Annotated in this window: 15 protein-coding genes; 11 read left to right on the top strand and 4 right to left on the bottom strand. The window is 33.2% G+C overall.

Going from position 1 to position 15,974, the window contains the following annotated elements:
- Positions 1-19 precede the first annotated feature (19 nt).
- The 6 genes from ACRHNM_RS07465 (at position 20) to ACRHNM_RS07440 (ending at position 7,315) form a co-directional block, all read left to right on the top strand.
- Complete coding sequence (locus ACRHNM_RS07465; RefSeq protein ID WP_431135216.1) at positions 20-466, top strand: hypothetical protein; 447 nt, start codon at positions 20-22, stop codon at positions 464-466.
- Positions 467-753: 287 nt separating this feature from the next.
- Positions 754-1,155, top strand: coding sequence for a hypothetical protein (locus ACRHNM_RS07460; RefSeq protein WP_431135214.1), 402 nt, complete (start codon positions 754-756; stop codon positions 1,153-1,155).
- Positions 1,156-1,321: 166 nt separating this feature from the next.
- Positions 1,322-1,756, top strand: coding sequence for a MarR family winged helix-turn-helix transcriptional regulator (locus ACRHNM_RS07455; protein WP_431135213.1), 435 nt, complete (start codon positions 1,322-1,324; stop codon positions 1,754-1,756).
- A gap of 22 nt (positions 1,757-1,778) precedes the next feature.
- Positions 1,779-4,187: a 3-hydroxyacyl-CoA dehydrogenase/enoyl-CoA hydratase family protein gene (locus tag ACRHNM_RS07450; RefSeq protein ID WP_431135211.1), complete on the top strand. Its 2,409-nt coding sequence runs from the start codon at positions 1,779-1,781 to the stop codon at positions 4,185-4,187.
- Positions 4,188-4,287: 100 nt separating this feature from the next.
- On the top strand, positions 4,288-5,478 hold the full coding sequence (locus ACRHNM_RS07445; protein ID WP_431135209.1) for an acetyl-CoA C-acyltransferase: 1,191 nt from the start codon (positions 4,288-4,290) through the stop codon (positions 5,476-5,478).
- Between the two features lie 28 nt (positions 5,479-5,506).
- A complete protein-coding gene (locus ACRHNM_RS07440) occupies positions 5,507-7,315 on the top strand; it encodes an acyl-CoA dehydrogenase family protein (RefSeq protein WP_431135207.1) in 1,809 nt (602 codons plus the stop codon).
- Positions 7,316-7,488: 173 nt separating this feature from the next.
- Here ACRHNM_RS07440 and ACRHNM_RS07435 read toward each other — a convergent pair whose 3' ends face one another.
- Complete coding sequence (locus ACRHNM_RS07435) at positions 7,489-8,901, bottom strand: N-acetylmuramoyl-L-alanine amidase (protein ID WP_431135205.1); 1,413 nt, start codon at positions 8,899-8,901, stop codon at positions 7,489-7,491.
- Entirely contained in the window at positions 8,901-9,281 is a 381-nt protein-coding gene (locus ACRHNM_RS07430) for a BlaI/MecI/CopY family transcriptional regulator (protein WP_431135203.1), read from the bottom strand. Before ACRHNM_RS07430 ends, ACRHNM_RS07435 begins: the two co-directional genes overlap by 1 nt.
- Before the next feature lie 102 nt (positions 9,282-9,383).
- On the opposite strand from ACRHNM_RS07430, the gene ACRHNM_RS07425 reads away from it, so the two are divergent.
- From ACRHNM_RS07425 to ACRHNM_RS07415, 3 genes are all read left to right on the top strand, one after another.
- Positions 9,384-10,685 carry a DUF6265 family protein gene (locus tag ACRHNM_RS07425; RefSeq protein WP_431135202.1) on the top strand — a complete coding sequence of 434 codons (1,302 nt, stop codon included), beginning with the start codon at positions 9,384-9,386 and terminating at the stop codon, positions 10,683-10,685.
- A 14-nt stretch (positions 10,686-10,699) separates the two neighbouring features.
- On the top strand, positions 10,700-11,266 hold the full coding sequence (locus tag ACRHNM_RS07420) for a YdeI/OmpD-associated family protein (protein ID WP_431135200.1): 567 nt from the start codon (positions 10,700-10,702) through the stop codon (positions 11,264-11,266).
- Between the two features lie 81 nt (positions 11,267-11,347).
- Positions 11,348-11,911: a PepSY domain-containing protein gene (locus ACRHNM_RS07415; RefSeq protein WP_431135198.1), complete on the top strand. Its 564-nt coding sequence runs from the start codon at positions 11,348-11,350 to the stop codon at positions 11,909-11,911.
- Between the two features lie 17 nt (positions 11,912-11,928).
- Here the strand turns inward: ACRHNM_RS07415 and ACRHNM_RS07410 are convergent, their stop codons facing one another.
- Complete coding sequence (locus tag ACRHNM_RS07410) at positions 11,929-13,395, bottom strand: magnesium chelatase (RefSeq protein WP_431135649.1); 1,467 nt, start codon at positions 13,393-13,395, stop codon at positions 11,929-11,931.
- Between the two features lies 1 nt (position 13,396).
- Entirely contained in the window at positions 13,397-14,524 is a 1,128-nt protein-coding gene (locus tag ACRHNM_RS07405) for a vWA domain-containing protein (protein WP_431135196.1), read from the bottom strand.
- 136 nt (positions 14,525-14,660) lie between these two features.
- Here ACRHNM_RS07405 and ACRHNM_RS07400 point away from each other — a divergent pair, with 136 nt between their 5' ends.
- Both ACRHNM_RS07400 and ric read left to right on the top strand, forming a co-directional pair.
- Positions 14,661-15,095 carry an RrF2 family transcriptional regulator gene (locus ACRHNM_RS07400; RefSeq protein ID WP_431135194.1) on the top strand — a complete coding sequence of 145 codons (435 nt, stop codon included), beginning with the start codon at positions 14,661-14,663 and terminating at the stop codon, positions 15,093-15,095.
- Between the two features lie 48 nt (positions 15,096-15,143).
- Complete coding sequence (gene ric / locus ACRHNM_RS07395; protein ID WP_431135192.1) at positions 15,144-15,875, top strand: iron-sulfur cluster repair di-iron protein; 732 nt, start codon at positions 15,144-15,146, stop codon at positions 15,873-15,875.
- Positions 15,876-15,974 lie beyond the last annotated feature (99 nt).

Raw genomic sequence — 15,974 nt, 5'->3', positions numbered from 1 at the left:
TCACTTAAAATAAACTTTTATGAAACGTCTGCTAAGCATTTCAATTTTAGTCATTACATTACTCACTTGTCAATATACTTTTGCTCAAGAAGAAAGATCAACTTTTGACTTAAAGCGCTCAATAAATTTATTTGAAAAAAATAACAAAACGGAAAATATAATAGTAAACGTTTCTGAAAAAACGTCCAGTATTAACTTACTAATCAGTTGTAAAGTGTTTTCTGGAAATCTCAAAATTGAGATATACGATTCTAAAGGCACTAAAAAAAATGAGTTTTATGTTGAAAGTCAAATGGATGACGAAACTCCTAAAGACGAAAATAGTAGCTATGAAAAAGAAATTGTTGAAGGAGCAATTGAAAAAACTATTCATAACCCAATAGCAGGAAAATGGATTATAAAACTAATTCCTGAAGAGGTTACTGCTTCAGTAGAAATTAATTCTCGATCTGTAGCATTTGATTAACCCATCAATAAAATAACCACTACAGTAACAGACCGTTTATACCCTCTTAAGTACTTCTGCTTATGCTTTAAAATATTAAAAGCATAGTGTTATAAAGCGTATCTTCTCAACCTAATTGCTACACATTGAAACATTGAGGAATTACAGGTGTTATTTATAATTATATTGTTCAAAACACAAAAAATATATTATCATATTCTCAATAATTTATTTTAAAAAATAACAACTATTTAAATATTATGTTAAAAAGTGTATATTTATCACACTAACCAATACATTTTTTTAGCATGAACACAAAAACCTTTTTAATTGCTGGATTAGTTGGCGGTATTATACATTGGCTTTTAGGATGGCTGTTTTATGGTATTCTTCCGGATGACTTTTTCACACAACCCAAAGAATCTACAAAAACAATGGTTTCAATTTTATTTGGATGTTTAGCAGTTGGTTTTTTTATCTCTTATATTTTTAATAGATGGGCTCAAATCTCAACTGCAAAAACTGGAGCCAAATATGGTGCTATAATCGGTATGTTTATGGGCGTTATTGAAAATCTTTTCAACATGGCTTATGTAAAGGGATTGACATATGGAATGTTTGCTGCCGATATTGCTATTACTATTGTTATGACAACAATCACAGGTGCTGTTATTGGAGTTTTAAGCGGAATACTAAACAAAAGTTCATAATATACTATAAACTAATAATATTTAAGAAACGCTTCATTAAATACGAGGCGTTTTTTTATATCAAGATATTAAGACCTATCAACCATATATTATGCATGCATAATTTTTTCTTAAATACTATGCGTGCATAGTATTTTTTAGTATATTTGGAATTCAAATTTTGTAAATGAAAGATAAAACCATTGATTACATTTTAAGAACTACCTGGTTAGCTGTTAATAAAATGTATAACGAAGAAGCTTCTCAGTTTGGTACAACAATGGCAACAGGTTTTGCTTTGCTAAGTATAGATCCTGAATATGGAACACCTTCGACCTCTTTAGGTCCGAAAATGGGAATGGAAGCTACAAGTTTGTCTCGTACATTAAAGACCATGGAAGAAAAAGGGTTAATCATTCGAAAACCCAATCCTGAAGACGGAAGAGGCGTCTTGATTTATTTAACCGAATTTGGCAGAGAAAAACGAGCATATGCTAAAGAAAAAGTACTCAAATTTAATGAGACTATAAAAAATAATGTTTCAGAAGAAGAGCTTAAAAACTTTTATAAAGTAACAGAAATCATTAATAACATGATTTCTAATAAACAGATATACAATTAAAAAGAACACATTTTAAAATAAGATGAGTAAACGTAGAATTAAAAAAATAGCCATTATTGGTTCGGGAATTATGGGAAGTGGTATTGCTTGCCATTTTGCAAACATTGGTGTTGATGTCCTTTTATTAGATATCGTACCAAGAGAACTCAATGATAAGGAAAAAGCCAAAGGACTAACGCTTGAAGATAAAATTGTTAGAAACCGCTTAGTTAATGATGCACTTAGTGCTTCTATTAAATCAAAACCAGCACCTCTTTACCATCCCTCTTTTGCCAATCGCATTACAACAGGAAATCTTGAAGATGATATCGCCAAAGTTAAAGATGTAGATTGGATTATGGAAGTTGTTGTTGAACGTCTCGACATTAAACAACAAGTATTTGAAAAGCTGGAGAAACACAGAACTCCAGGAACCTTAATTACATCAAATACATCTGGTATTCCCATAAAATTCATGAGTGAAGGACGCAGTGAAGATTTCCAGAAACATTTCTGCGGAACCCACTTTTTCAATCCAGCGCGATACTTAAAATTATTCGAAATCATTCCTGGTCCAAAAACTGAACAATCCGTTTTAGATTTTTTGAATGAATACGGCGAAAAATTCTTAGGAAAAACCTCAGTTGTCGCAAAAGACACACCTGCTTTTATTGGAAACAGAATCGGAATCTTTAGCATTATGAGTTTATTTCATACCGTTAAAGATTTAGACCTAACTATAGAAGAAGTTGATAAATTATCAGGTCCTGTAATTGGTCGTCCTAAATCGGCAACCTTCAGAACCGTTGATGTTGTTGGTCTGGACACGCTGGTTCACGTAGCCAACGGCATTAGGGAAAACTGCCCAAAAGATGAACGTCTGGAGCTATTTAAACTACCAGATTTTATCAACACTATGACAGAAAACAAATGGTTAGGAAGTAAAACTGGACAAGGTTTTTATAAGAAGGTTAGAAAAGACGATGGTACTTCAGAAATTTTATCACTTGACTTAAACACCTTAGAATACCGTTCTTCTAAAAAAGCAAAATTTGCAACTTTAGAATTAACTAAAACCGTTGATAAGGTCGTTGACCGTTTTAAAATATTAGTTAATGGAAAAGATAAAGCAGGTGAATTCTACAGAAAGAGTTTTGCTGCATTATTTGCTTATGTTTCAAATAGAATTCCAGAAATAACAGACGATTTATACAAAATTGATGATGCCATGAAAGCAGGGTTTGGATGGGAACATGGACCTTTTCAAATCTGGGATGCTATTGGTGTTAAAAAAGGAATTGAAATGATGAAAGCTGAAGGTTTAGAACCTAATGCATGGGTTAATGACATGTTAGCCTCTGGAAGTTCTTCTTTCTATACAGTTAAAGATGGCGCAACTTATGCCTATGACATTCCGAAGAAAACACAAGAAAAAATTCCTGGTCAGGATAGCTTTATCATATTAGATAATATCAGAAGATCTAATGAAGTCTTTAAAAACTCTGGAGTTGTTGTTGAAGATTTAGGAGATGGAATTCTTAACGTAGAATTTCAATCTAAAATGAATACAATTGGTGGAGATGTCTTGGCAGGTTTAAACAAAGCGATTGATATTGCTGAAAAAGATTTTGCAGGATTAGTTGTTGGTAATCAAGCTGCTAATTTCTCTGTTGGTGCAAATATCGGAATGATTTTTATGATGGCTGCAGAACAGGAATACGATGAACTTAATATGGCAATCAAATATTTCCAGGATAGTATGATGCGAATGCGCTACTCTTCTATTCCAACAATTGCAGCACCTCACGGAATGGCACTTGGTGGTGGTTGTGAATTATCAATGCATGCAGATAAAGTTGTTGCTGCTGCCGAAACTTATATCGGACTTGTAGAGTTTGGTGTTGGTGTGATTCCTGGTGGTGGAGGTTCTAAAGAAATGGCTTTAAGAGCTCAGGACACTTTCAGAAAAGGAGATGTAGAATTAAACGTATTGCAAGATTACTTCTTAACCATTGGTATGGCTAAAGTAGCAACGTCTGCTTATGAAGCATATGACTTAGGTGTTTTACAGAAAGGTAAAGATATAGTTGTTGTTAATAAAGACCGACAAATAGCAACAGCAAAAGCACATGCTCAATTAATGGCAGATGCTGGATACACGCAACCTGTTAAAAGAACAGATATAAAAGTTCTTGGTAAACAAGCCTTAGGAATGTTTTTGGTTGGAACCGATTCTATGGAAGCAAGTCACTACATTAGTGAACATGATCAAAAAATAGCAAACAAGTTAGCTTATGTAATGGCTGGAGGTGATTTATCTGAACCAACTTTAGTAAGTGAACAATATCTATTAGATCTTGAGCGAGAAGCATTCTTATCACTTTGTACTGAACGTAAAACTTTGGAAAGAATTCAGCACATGTTAAAAACCGGAAAACCATTACGTAATTAAATTTACTAAGCTATTCGCCTTTAGCCATTCGCTATTGGCACAAAATATAATAACCATATAAGCTAATAGCTAAAAGCTAATAGCCAAAAGCTTTAAAAACATGAAACAAGCATATATAGTAAAAGCATACAGAACAGCAGTTGGTAAAGCACCAAAAGGCGTGTTCCGTTTTAAAAGAGCCGATGAGTTAGGTGCTGAAACCATTCAGCATATGATGAAAGAATTACCTAATCTTGATGTATCAAGAATTGATGATGTTATCGTTGGTAATGCAATGCCAGAAGGCTCACAAGGGTTAAATATGGCACGATTTATTTCTCTAATCGGACTTAATAGTGTTGATGTTCCTGGCGTAACTGTAAATCGTTTTTGTTCTTCAGGAATTGAAACTATTGGAATCGCAACGGCTAAAATTCAAGCTGGAATGGCAGATTGTATCATTGCAGGTGGATCAGAAAGTATGAGCTCTGTCCCAATGACAGGCTTCAAACCAGAATTAAATTATGATACTGTAAAAGCAGGTCACGAGGAATATTATTGGGGAATGGGAAATACTGCTGAAGCAGTTGCCAAACAATTTAAGGTATCTCGTGAAGACCAAGATGAGTTTGCTTATAATTCTCATATGAAAGCCCTTAAAGCACAAGCTGAAAACCGTTTTCAGGATCAAATTGTTCCTATCGTTGTCAATCAAACATTCATCGATGATAATGGAAAAAAAGCAACAAAATCCTACACTGTAACTAAAGATGAAGGACCTCGTGCCGGAACCAGTAAAGAAGCTCTAGCCAAATTGCGCGCCGTTTTTGCTGCTGGTGGAAGCGTTACTGCTGGTAACTCCTCTCAAATGAGTGATGGTGCAGCTTTTGTTATGGTTATGAGCGAAGACATGGTTAAAGAATTAAATATTGAACCTATTGCTCGCTTAGTAAGCTATGCAGCAGCTGGTGTTGAACCTCGTATTATGGGAATTGGTCCTGTAAAAGCCATTCCGAAAGCATTAAAACAGGCTGGTTTACAGCAATCAGATTTAGATTTAATTGAACTTAACGAGGCATTCGCTTCTCAATCTCTTGCAGTAATTAGAGAATTAGATTTGAATCCTGACATCATAAATGTTAATGGTGGTGCTATAGCACTTGGTCATCCTTTAGGATGTACTGGAGCAAAATTATCTGTTCAGTTATTCGATGAAATGCGCAAGCGCGATATGAAAAATAAATATGGTGCAGTGACAATGTGCGTAGGAACTGGTCAAGGCGCCTGTGGAATATTTGAATTTTTAAACTAATAAAAAGAACTTAATAAAATACTATATAATGGAAGCAACTGAAAAAGATATCCTGCGTGGAGGTCAATTCTTAGTGAAAGAAACAAAATGCGAAGACGTATTTACTCCTGAAGATTTTTCAGAAGAACAAAAAATGATGAAAGAAGCGGTTATGGAATTCAATGACCGTGAAATTATAGCTCATAGAAACAGATTCGAAGCTAAAGATTATGCATATACAGAAGAATGTATGCGAAAAGCTGCTGAACTTGGATTTTTAGGTGTTGCTGTTCCTGAAGCTTATGCTGGTCTGGGAATGGGATTTGTTTCGACAGTATTAACCTGTGATTATATTTCATCTGGAACTGGTTCTTTTAGTACAGCATTTGGTGCTCATACTGGAATTGGAACAATGCCAATCACACTTTATGGTACTGAAGAACAAAAACAAAAATACGTTCCTAAGTTAGCTACAGGTGAATGGTTTGGAGCCTACTGTTTAACTGAACCTGGAGCTGGTTCTGATGCTAATTCTGGTAAAACTACTGCTCAACTTTCCGCTGATGGCAAATCTTATAAGATTAACGGACAAAAAATGTGGATTTCAAATGCAGGTTTCTGTAGCTTGATGATTGTTTTTGCTCGTATAGAAGACGACAAAAATATTACTGGTTTTATCGTAGAATATGATAAAGCTAATCCCAACGGAATTACTTTAGGTGAAGAAGAACATAAATTAGGAATTAGAGCGAGTTCTACACGTCAAGTGTTTTTTAATGATACTGTAGTTCCTGTTGAAAATATGTTAGCTGGTCGTGGTGAAGGTTTCAAAATCGCCATGAATGCATTAAATGTTGGTCGTATTAAACTAGCTGCTGCGTGTTTAGATTCTCAAAGACGAATTTTAACGACTGCAGTTAATTACGCTAACGAACGTAAACAGTTTAAAACTCCTATAGCAGATTTTGGTGCTATCAAAACAAAATTAGCCGAAATGGCTGCTAGTGCATATGCTGGTGAATCTGCAACATACAGAGCTTCAAAAAATATTGAAGATCGTATCGCTATTCGTGAAGCTTCAGGAAATTCGCATCAAGAAGCTGAACTGAAAGGTGTTGAAGAGTATGCTATTGAGTGTTCTATTTTAAAAGTAGCTGTCTCTGAAGATGTTCAAAATTGTGCTGATGAAGGCATCCAGATTTTTGGAGGCATGGGATTTTCTGAAGAAACACCTATGGAAGCTGCTTGGAGAGATGCTCGTATTGCTCGTATCTATGAAGGTACAAACGAAATTAACAGAATGTTATCTGTTGGAATGTTGGTAAAGAAAGCCATGAAAGGTCATGTCGATTTACTCGGTCCAGCACAAGCTGTTCAAGAAGAACTTATGGGTATTCCTTCTTTTGATACACCAGATTATTCTGAATTATTTGCAGAAGAAAAAGAAATGATTAAGAAGTTAAAAAAGACGTTCTTAATGGTTGCTGGTGGAGCTGTTCAAAAATACGGACCACAACTAGAAGATCACCAACAATTATTGATAGCTGCTGCAGATATCTTAATTGAAATCTATATGGCTGAGTCTGCAATTTTAAGGACAGAAAAGAATGCGAAACGTTTTGGTGAAGAATCACAATCTGCACAAATTGCAATGGCAAAATTATATTTATACCATGCCGTTGATATTGTGGAAGAAAAAGGAAAAGAAAGTATTATTTCTTTTGCTGAAGGTGATGAACAACGCATGATGTTAATGGGGCTTAAGCGTTTTACCAAATACCAGAATTATCCAGACATCGTTGATTTACGCATTGAGATTGCTGAAAAAGTTAAAGCAGAAAACAAATATTGCTTTTAAGATTATATTTAGTTGATTTGTCAGTTTGAGCACTTTCTTTACGCCATAAATATTTAGTTGGTACTCAACAAGACAGTTTAGTTTTTAAAATTTAGATACGCTCTAATTTTAAAAATACTAAAAGCCAATTCACTAACGGAATTGGCTTTTTTTTATAATTAAAAATAAGTTTGTTATCTAGTCTTTCTGATGTCTATTAAACTTTTATGGATAGCCTTTGAGATTGTTTTTTGATAGTCATGATTCGTTAAAATTGATCTATCATTTTCATTTGTAAGAAAACCAAGTTCTAAAACAACTGCTGGACAATTAACATTTTTGAGTATGTAAAAGCCTGCTTTTTTAACCTTTCCTCTGTTAGAAAAGGTTTGCAATTGATTTTTAACTAAAATTTCACTGAAACTCATAGATTGCTTATGATATTCATTTTTTTCGTAATAAAAAGCCTCTACTCCACTTGCTTCAGTATTATTGCTAGAATTACAATGTAGGCTAAGGATTAAATCTGCATTTTGAGCGTTGACAAAATCAACTCTGTCTTTTAATGTCAAAAATGTATCCTCCGTTCTTAAAGTGATAATTTTAATATTTTTGTCACTTAACTTTGCGAGTTCATTTGAAATACTAAGTACAATATCCTTTTCGTTTAAATTACCAGGATCTTTGCCTCCATGAGCTGCATCCACAACAACTATTAGTGGTTCGCTTAAATTTTTAAATGAACTGAACATAAATATACCTGAAAATAAGAGCAGTGCTACTGTGATTTTTAACGTGCGTTTTAATACTGATGATTGTGATTGATGCAACATAATGATTCTGTTTTTGATTTGAATGAAATTAAATCCGCTAGTGAGTGGAACACGGTGTTCCATATGACTTGAATTAATAATCAGTTGAGAATAGTTTTCAACATTAATTCCAGTTCTTACGGTGTTATTATCTGCAATAAATTCATGATTTTGAACCATCACTTTTCGGTATAACCATACAAATGGATTAAACCAGAATAGGCATAATACTAGTTCTATGAGTATGATATCTAAGGTATGCCACTCATTGCAATGCACAAGTTCATGTTGAATCATAGGATCTGAATAACGTTTTTCTTTTAAACTTTCAGAATTGATAAACAGATAATTAAAAAAACTTGAGACATTTTTAGTATCGTTAGTGTCAACTAATTTAAGATGTCCGATACATCCATTACTTTGTCTGGTTAGCTTAAAAATTTCAAATACATTTTTTAGAAATCGAAAGACAAAGCACATTGATATGATGATATATACAAACCATAGTAAATTAGATAATGAATAATCAGGCTTTTCAATTTCGGCTACAGTTATACCTTGCATTATCTCATGTGGAACAATTACTTCTTCCGAAGATTGAAAGGAAATTTGAGTAATACTCGGCATCGTATCTAAAATATCAATCTCCATTATTGGAGCTATGAAGCTGAGAAGTAATGTTCCTAGAAGGAAAAATCGATTAAATTGAAACGTTTTTTGCTTTTTTAAGACTAAGTAATACACAACATACGCGCTACCCAAACTAATAATTGTATAAAAAAAGTAATTGACCATTAGTGCTTTTTTTCGTTAATTTTCTGTTGCAAAAGTTCTTGAAGTTCCTTTAATTCTTCCATTGATAAATCAGCATTTTTTGTAAAAAATGAAGCAAATTGTGATTTAGAATCGTTAAAGAAATGCGTAATCATTCCATTGACTTGAGTTGAGAAATAATCATTTTTCTTCAAAATAGGATGGTATTGCTTATCTCTTCCTAATCGTTCAAAACCAATGTAATTTTTATCACACATACGCTTTAAAAGTGTTGATATAGTAGTATAAGCTGGTCGAGGTTCAGGAAATTGTTCCACAATATCCTTCATAAATCCCTTTTTGAGAATCCACAAATATTTCATAATCTGCAATTCTGTTTTATTCAACTGTTTTATATCCACAATTATAGTTTTAATACTACAAATGTAGTAATAAAATCTAATTAAGCAAATTTTTATACATCACCATTAAATCTTTTATATCTTTAACCTAAATCATTATTTATGAAATCAATTGTTATTCTCCTAACGTTTTGTGGTGTTTTCATTACTCTCAATGCTCAACCTAATACTGAAATTTTTTTATTTGATTTAGAAGCCAATCATTCCAAAATTGAAATTAAAAATCCTAAAAACATATCTCATAATGAAGGCTATGACAATCAACCTTCTTTTCTAAATGACAGATACATTCTTTTTGCTTCAACCAGAAATGGGCAAACAGATATTGTTAAATACGACACACATAATGACTCTAAAATTTGGATAAATTCTACCGAAGGTGGAGAATACACACCTCTCAAAAATCCAAAAAAAAATGACATTTCTGCAGTCCGATTAGATAAAGACGGTAAGCAACGATTATACAGTTACACTGTAAGTAATGGAGCATCTACTGAACTCATTAAAGATTTAGTTGTAGCTTATTACACATGGTATGATGCATATACTATCGTTTCTGCCGTTATTGAAGAAGATGACCTGAACTTATATATTACCAATCTCCTGGATGGTAAAAGCAGAAAATATGCGACGAGCGTTGGCAGGTCTTTTCATAAAATTCCAAATTCAGACTTAGTGAGTTATATTTCAAAAGAAAATGAAAAACAATGGCAAATTAAATCATTACATCCCGAAACTGGAGAGATAAAAGTGATTACAAATACACTTGAAGGTGTAGAAGATATCTGCTGGCTGGATGAAAATACCATACTTTCAGGACAAGGGAATACACTCTACAAATTCAGACTTCAAAAAAATATTAATTGGGAGAAAGTAGCCGATTTATCACATCAAAACATCTCTCAAATTACTCGATTAGCAACAAATGATACTAATGATAAACTATTAATTGCAGGTGATTTAAATGCTCCTTTTGATGCAACCAGTAAAGAAGAAAAACTAGAACCTAAGCTGGAAAATTGCGCCTGGATTGCAGGTAACTGGAAAGGTGAAGCCTTTGGTGGTCAGACAGAAGAGAACTGGAGCGAACCATCTGGAGGCTCAATGATGGCAACGTTTAAACTTATCAATGACGGAAAGGTGTCTTTTTATGAAATTGAAATCATAAGAGAAATTGAAAACTCATTAGTACTTCAATTAAAACACTTTGATAATGACTTAAAAGGCTGGGAAACTAAAAATGAAACTGTCGATTTTCCTTTAAAAGAAATTACCAAAAACAGAGTTATTTTTGAAGGTATGACCTTTGAAAAAGTAAATGATAATGAAATGAATGTGTATGTTGATATCGAAAATAAAGAAGGAGATATTCAAATTGTGACCTTTAACTATAAGAAAGAATAATAATGAAATAATACATGCCAGATTTAGAAACACTTTATTTTGAAACAGATATCGAATGGCGAGAATGGCTTCATGACAACCATCAGCTCTCACAAGGGGTTCATTTAATATTTTATAAAGTTGATCACAACAACCCATCTATGCGCTGGGAAGAAGCTGTTAAAGTCGCTCTTTGCTTTGGCTGGATTGATTCTACCGTTAAAAGTTTAGGCAACGGAAAGCGCAGACAATATTTTTGCCAGAGAAACGATAAAAGTGTTTGGAGTGCTTTAAATAAAAGCTACATCACAGAACTAAGCAAAACTGGACTCATGCACAAAAGTGGTTTATTAAAAATTGAAATCGCAAAACAAAATGGCAGCTGGAATGCCTTAGATGATGTTGAAAAAGGCATTATTCCCATTGAATTACAACAAGCTTTTGATAAAAATCCTAGAGCGTTCTATAACTATACTAATTTTGCACCTTCATACAAAAAAGCTTATTTGTATTGGCTTAATCAAGCCAAGCGAAAAACCACTCGTCAAAAGCGAATTATTGAAATCATTCGTCTTTGTGATGCTAATATTAAAAGTAGATAACATTAAAATTTTGCCAGTATTAACGTCTCTTTAAGACGATTTCAACTCCATTTTTTTTAGTTTCGCAGCTGATTCAATTCTGTGAAAAACAAAAATAAATCTTTAGCAAAATCTACACGTTGGTACCGTAAATGGCATCGTTTTGTGGCTGTTGTATTGCTCTTGTTTATTGTAATTATGAGTGTTACTGGTTTGTTACTAACATGGAAAGACGAATTAGGACTAAAACCATCTGCTTTACACGCAACATCAAACGGAAAAACATTAATTTCTCTTGCTGAAATTGAACAAAAAGCCATTAGTTATGTTGACAGTTTAAATCTATCGAAAGAAATCAACAGAATAGATTACAGACCTGGAAAAGGCATCGCTAAAGTACGATTTGAAGACCACTTTACCGAATTACAAATCGATTGCTATACTGGTACCATTATTTCTAAAAAAACAAGAACTGCTGATATTATTGAAATGATTCACGATGGCTCAATTGTAGGCTATCTTTTCAATTCTGATGGGAAATCGACAAAATTATTTTACTCTACAATAATCTCATTAGGCTTATTATTTATATCCTTTAGCGGTTTTTTATTGTGGTTAAAGCCAAAACAAATCAGAAAGAACAAAAGTAAAATGACAAAACAATAAACCTTAGGTTACTGAAATTACAATCCACTTATAAAACTACCATAAGGATCTTTAAACTGAATGCCTTCTGTAAACCTGTATTTACTTAGCTGTTTAAATTCTACTAAAGCCCAAAGCACAAATTCTTTTACAAAATAACTTTCTGCCTTGTTAATATTTGGCTGATATTCACCAAGTAAATCGTCTAATGGTGAAATAGCATCCAGCAAATTCTTGTATTCTTTATCACGTAAATCGTCTAAGATTTCAAAGCCATCTTTCTGGTTAAAAAACCAAGATACAAGGTCGTCATAAGGTGTTTCTTCATCTTCTTTTTTTAATTTTTCTATCTTCGGAAAAAACTCTGGAAACAAACTTTTTACAGCTTCACCAATTAAATTATAGGCAACAACAGCTGCACCTTCCTGTTCACCTTCATAAACCAATTCAACTTTCCCTGTAATTGCAGGAATAATACCTACAAAGTCACTTAACCGAAGCATTGTTGTTGTATCTCCAGCTATTAAAGCTCTGCGTTCGGCAGTACTTAACAGATTTTCTAAAGCGGTTATACTCAATCTGGCACTTACACCACTTTTAGCATCAATATATTCGCTTTCTCGAGCCTCAAATACAATTTGCTCCAGTAAATCTCTGGCTAAATCTGGAACAATGACAGTGGCTTTTTGGCTTTCAACCAATTTAGCTTCTTGCTCAGTGATTAATCTTGCTGTTTCTATATCGACTGGATAATGTGTTAAAATCTGACTCCCAATTCGGTCTTTTAAAGGAGTAACAATACTTCCTCTGTTGGTATAATCTTCAGGGTTTGCAGTAAAAAGAAACTGAACATCTAAAGGTAAACGCAACTTAAACCCTCTAATTTGAATATCACCTTCCTGTAAAATATTAAATAAAGCCACTTGGATTCTGGCTTGTAAATCTGGCAATTCATTAATAACGAAGATACAGCGGTTAGCTCTAGGAATCATGCCATAGTGAATCACACGATCATCAGCATAACTTAATTTTAAATTAGCGGCTTTAATAGGATCGACATCTCCAATTAAATCGGCAACTGTCACATCTGGAGTGGCTAGTTTTTCAGCAAAACGATCACTTCTGTGCAACCATGCAATAGGTGTATCGTCTCCTTGTTCTGAAATCAATTCTGTAGCAAAGCGCGAAATTGGATTGAAAGGATCGTCGTTAATTTCTGAACCTTTAACGTAAGGAATGTATTCATCTAAGAGATTGAGCATCAAACGTGCTAAACGTGTTTTTGCCTGACCACGAAGGCCTAATAAATTAATGTTATGTCTGGATAATATGGCGCGTTCTAATTCTGGAATTACAGTATTTTCATAACCATGAACACCTTCAAATGCGGTTTCTTTATTCTTTATTTTCTGAATCAAATTGTCTCTTAATTCATCTTTTATAGGTTTTGATTGGTAACCTGCTTTTTTTAAATCTCCTAGAGTTTTTATAGTTTCTATTTTCATATTATCCTTTAATTCTTTTTTTTCTATTTGTTTCATAATCTTCAAAAATCATTTCACCTAAGCCTTTTAAGCCTGTATAAAATGCTTTTCCTTGATTGGCTCTGGTAAATTCCTGAACAAATTGCATCAGGTATCGGTCTTGAGCAATCATAAAGGTGGTAATTGGAATGTGTAATTTTCTGGCTTGTTGAGCCATGGCATAACACTTATTAGTGATGTAAGGATTCAATCCATTACTATCCTTGTAATATTGTCCGTCTGATAATCGTAAGCAACTTGGCTTACCATCTGTTATCATAAAAATCTGTTTGTTTGTGTTGCGTTTTCTTCGGAGTAAATCCATTGCCAATTGCAAACCTGCAACTGTATTAGTATGATAAGGACCAACTTTAAGGTAAGGCAAATCTTTAATTTTAATCTGCCAAGAATCATTTCCGAAGACAATAATATCCAGAGTATCTTTTGGGTAACGCGTGGTGATTAATTCTGCCAAAGCCATGGCGACTCGTTTTGCTGGAGTGATTCGGTCTTCACCATATAAAATCATACTATGACTAATATCAATCATCAAAACCGTACTCATTTGAGACTTATGTAAAGTTTCTTCAACCACTAAATCGTCTTCAGTGATATTGAAATCACCTATTCCATGATTGATTTGAGCATTACGTAAACTTTCAGTCATAGATACTTTATCTAGAGCATCACCAAACTGATAGCTTCTAAAATCTCCAGTATGCTCATCTCCTATTCCAGGACTTTTACTCTTGTGATTTCCTTGTCTGCTACGTTTTATTTTCCCGAAAATATGTTCTAATGCCTGCTGTCTAATAGCACGCTCGGTTTTAGCTGTAATTGCCATTCCTCCGTTTCCTTCAGAATCTATTTCTTCTTTTATATAGCCTTTCTTTTTAAGATCTTCGATGAAATCATTGATAGTATACTCTGAAGTTGTTAACTCATACTCTTTATCTAATTCTCGAAGCCAAGAAATAGCTTCATCAAAATCTCCAGAGGTATGTGTAATTAGTTCTTTAAAAATTTCAAAGAGTTTTTCAAAAGGAGATTGATTGAGTATTTCATAAGGTTTGAAGATAAACCCTTTTCTAATGTTTTTTATCTGTTTCATAGCCATATAAAAATACTGCTTTTTGAACTTAAAAATAGTTAAGGAATTATAAATTATGCTTAACATTTTAATTTTAAATAAGACAATTGACTCTTATTTAAAAAAAATTTCAGATATTTGTACAAAATAACAATCTATGTTTTCTAAAGCATGTGAATACGGAATTAGAGCATCAATATTTATTGCTAAAAATTCTCGTGAAGGAAGACGAGTAAGTCCAAAGGAGATTTCAAAAGAAATTGATTCTCCTCAAGCTTTTACTGCAAAAATTCTACAAGATTTAGTAAGGCATAAAATCATTAAATCTGTACAAGGAGCTTATGGTGGTTTCGAAATAGACAAGGAAGTAATTGCCACCATTAAATTATCTCAAATTGTTGAAGCCATAGATGGCAACGATATTTATTTGGGCTGCGGTTTGGGTTTAAGAGAATGTAATGAAGATCATCCGTGCCCAATGCACGATAAATTCAAATCTATACGAAACGGTTTAAGGCATATGTTAGAAACTACAAATTTAGAAGAATTGTCAACTGGTATTAAAAATGGAGATGCTTTTTTAAAGGTTTAAAAAAAATTGAACATAAATAGGATAAAAATATCCGAATTAAATTATATTATGATAACATTAGATAAAAACACAAAAAAAGAGATTGGGCATTTTGTTGCAGAAGATTACAGAACAGCAGCAGTTTTTTCAAAATACAAAATTGATTTTTGCTGCAATGGTAACAGAACTGTTGAAGAAGCCTGTGATAAAAAAGGCATTGACAGCAATATGCTCATGGAAGAAATTAATAGCATTTTAAACGAAAAGCATGGTGAAACTATTGATTATAAATCGTGGCCTTTAGATTTGTTAATAGACTATATCGAAAAGAAACATCACAGATACATTGAAGAAAAAACGCCTGTTCTACGACAGTTTTTAGACAAATTATGTCGAGTACATGGTGAACGTCATCCTGAATTATTTAAAATTAATGAGTTATTTACAGGCTCTGCAGGTGATTTAGCGTCACATATGAAAAAAGAAGAGCTTATTCTTTTTCCATTTATAAAGCAGCTTGTAAAAGCTAAAATAAATTGTGGTGCTGTGAAACCGCCTCAGTTTGGCACTGTAGAAAACCCGATAGATATGATGAAGGATGAACATGATAATGAAGGTGAACGCTTTAGAAAAATTGCAGAACTTACAGATTATTACAATCCACCTGCTGATGCTTGTAATACATACAAAGTTACTTTTGCAATGCTCGAAGAATTTGAAAAAGATTTACACTTACATATTCATTTAGAAAATAATATTCTTTTTCCAGAAGCTATAAAACTGGAAAAATTATTTAGTTGATAGATTTAGCAGATTGGTTTTAAGTCGAAGTTACACTTCTCTTGAGTTACTTAACCTACTGTAATCACTGTTCTTTTTACGAGGGAAACAACAGGAGTT

It is taken from the genome of Psychroserpens mesophilus (genome assembly GCF_050617655.1).
In the GTDB taxonomy this organism is placed as follows: Bacteria; Bacteroidota; Bacteroidia; order Flavobacteriales; family Flavobacteriaceae; genus Psychroserpens; species Psychroserpens mesophilus_A.
The sequence above is the reverse complement of the archived record's forward strand: the minus strand, read 5'-3'. Positions and strand labels throughout refer to the sequence as shown.

What these genes read in the sequence shown, in the direction of transcription:
- ACRHNM_RS07420 (WP_431135200.1), top strand. Translation starts at nt 10,700, where the DNA reads ATGCCAGATTTAGAAACACTTTATTTTGAAACAGATATCGAATGGCGA.
- ACRHNM_RS07465 (WP_431135216.1), top strand. Translation starts at nt 20, where the DNA reads ATGAAACGTCTGCTAAGCATTTCAATTTTAGTCATTACATTACTCACT.
- ACRHNM_RS07405 (WP_431135196.1), bottom strand. Translation starts at nt 14,524, where the DNA reads ATGAAACAGATAAAAAACATTAGAAAAGGGTTTATCTTCAAACCTTAT.
- ACRHNM_RS07425 (WP_431135202.1), top strand. Translation starts at nt 9,384, where the DNA reads ATGAAATCAATTGTTATTCTCCTAACGTTTTGTGGTGTTTTCATTACT.
- ACRHNM_RS07455 (WP_431135213.1), top strand. Translation starts at nt 1,322, where the DNA reads ATGAAAGATAAAACCATTGATTACATTTTAAGAACTACCTGGTTAGCT.
- ACRHNM_RS07435 (WP_431135205.1), bottom strand. Translation starts at nt 8,901, where the DNA reads ATGGTCAATTACTTTTTTTATACAATTATTAGTTTGGGTAGCGCGTAT.
- ACRHNM_RS07410 (WP_431135649.1), bottom strand. Translation starts at nt 13,395, where the DNA reads ATGAAAATAGAAACTATAAAAACTCTAGGAGATTTAAAAAAAGCAGGT.
- ACRHNM_RS07440 (WP_431135207.1), top strand. Translation starts at nt 5,507, where the DNA reads ATGGAAGCAACTGAAAAAGATATCCTGCGTGGAGGTCAATTCTTAGTG.
- ACRHNM_RS07445 (WP_431135209.1), top strand. Translation starts at nt 4,288, where the DNA reads ATGAAACAAGCATATATAGTAAAAGCATACAGAACAGCAGTTGGTAAA.
- ACRHNM_RS07400 (WP_431135194.1), top strand. Translation starts at nt 14,661, where the DNA reads ATGTTTTCTAAAGCATGTGAATACGGAATTAGAGCATCAATATTTATT.
- ric (WP_431135192.1), top strand. Translation starts at nt 15,144, where the DNA reads ATGATAACATTAGATAAAAACACAAAAAAAGAGATTGGGCATTTTGTT.
- ACRHNM_RS07450 (WP_431135211.1), top strand. Translation starts at nt 1,779, where the DNA reads ATGAGTAAACGTAGAATTAAAAAAATAGCCATTATTGGTTCGGGAATT.
- ACRHNM_RS07460 (WP_431135214.1), top strand. Translation starts at nt 754, where the DNA reads ATGAACACAAAAACCTTTTTAATTGCTGGATTAGTTGGCGGTATTATA.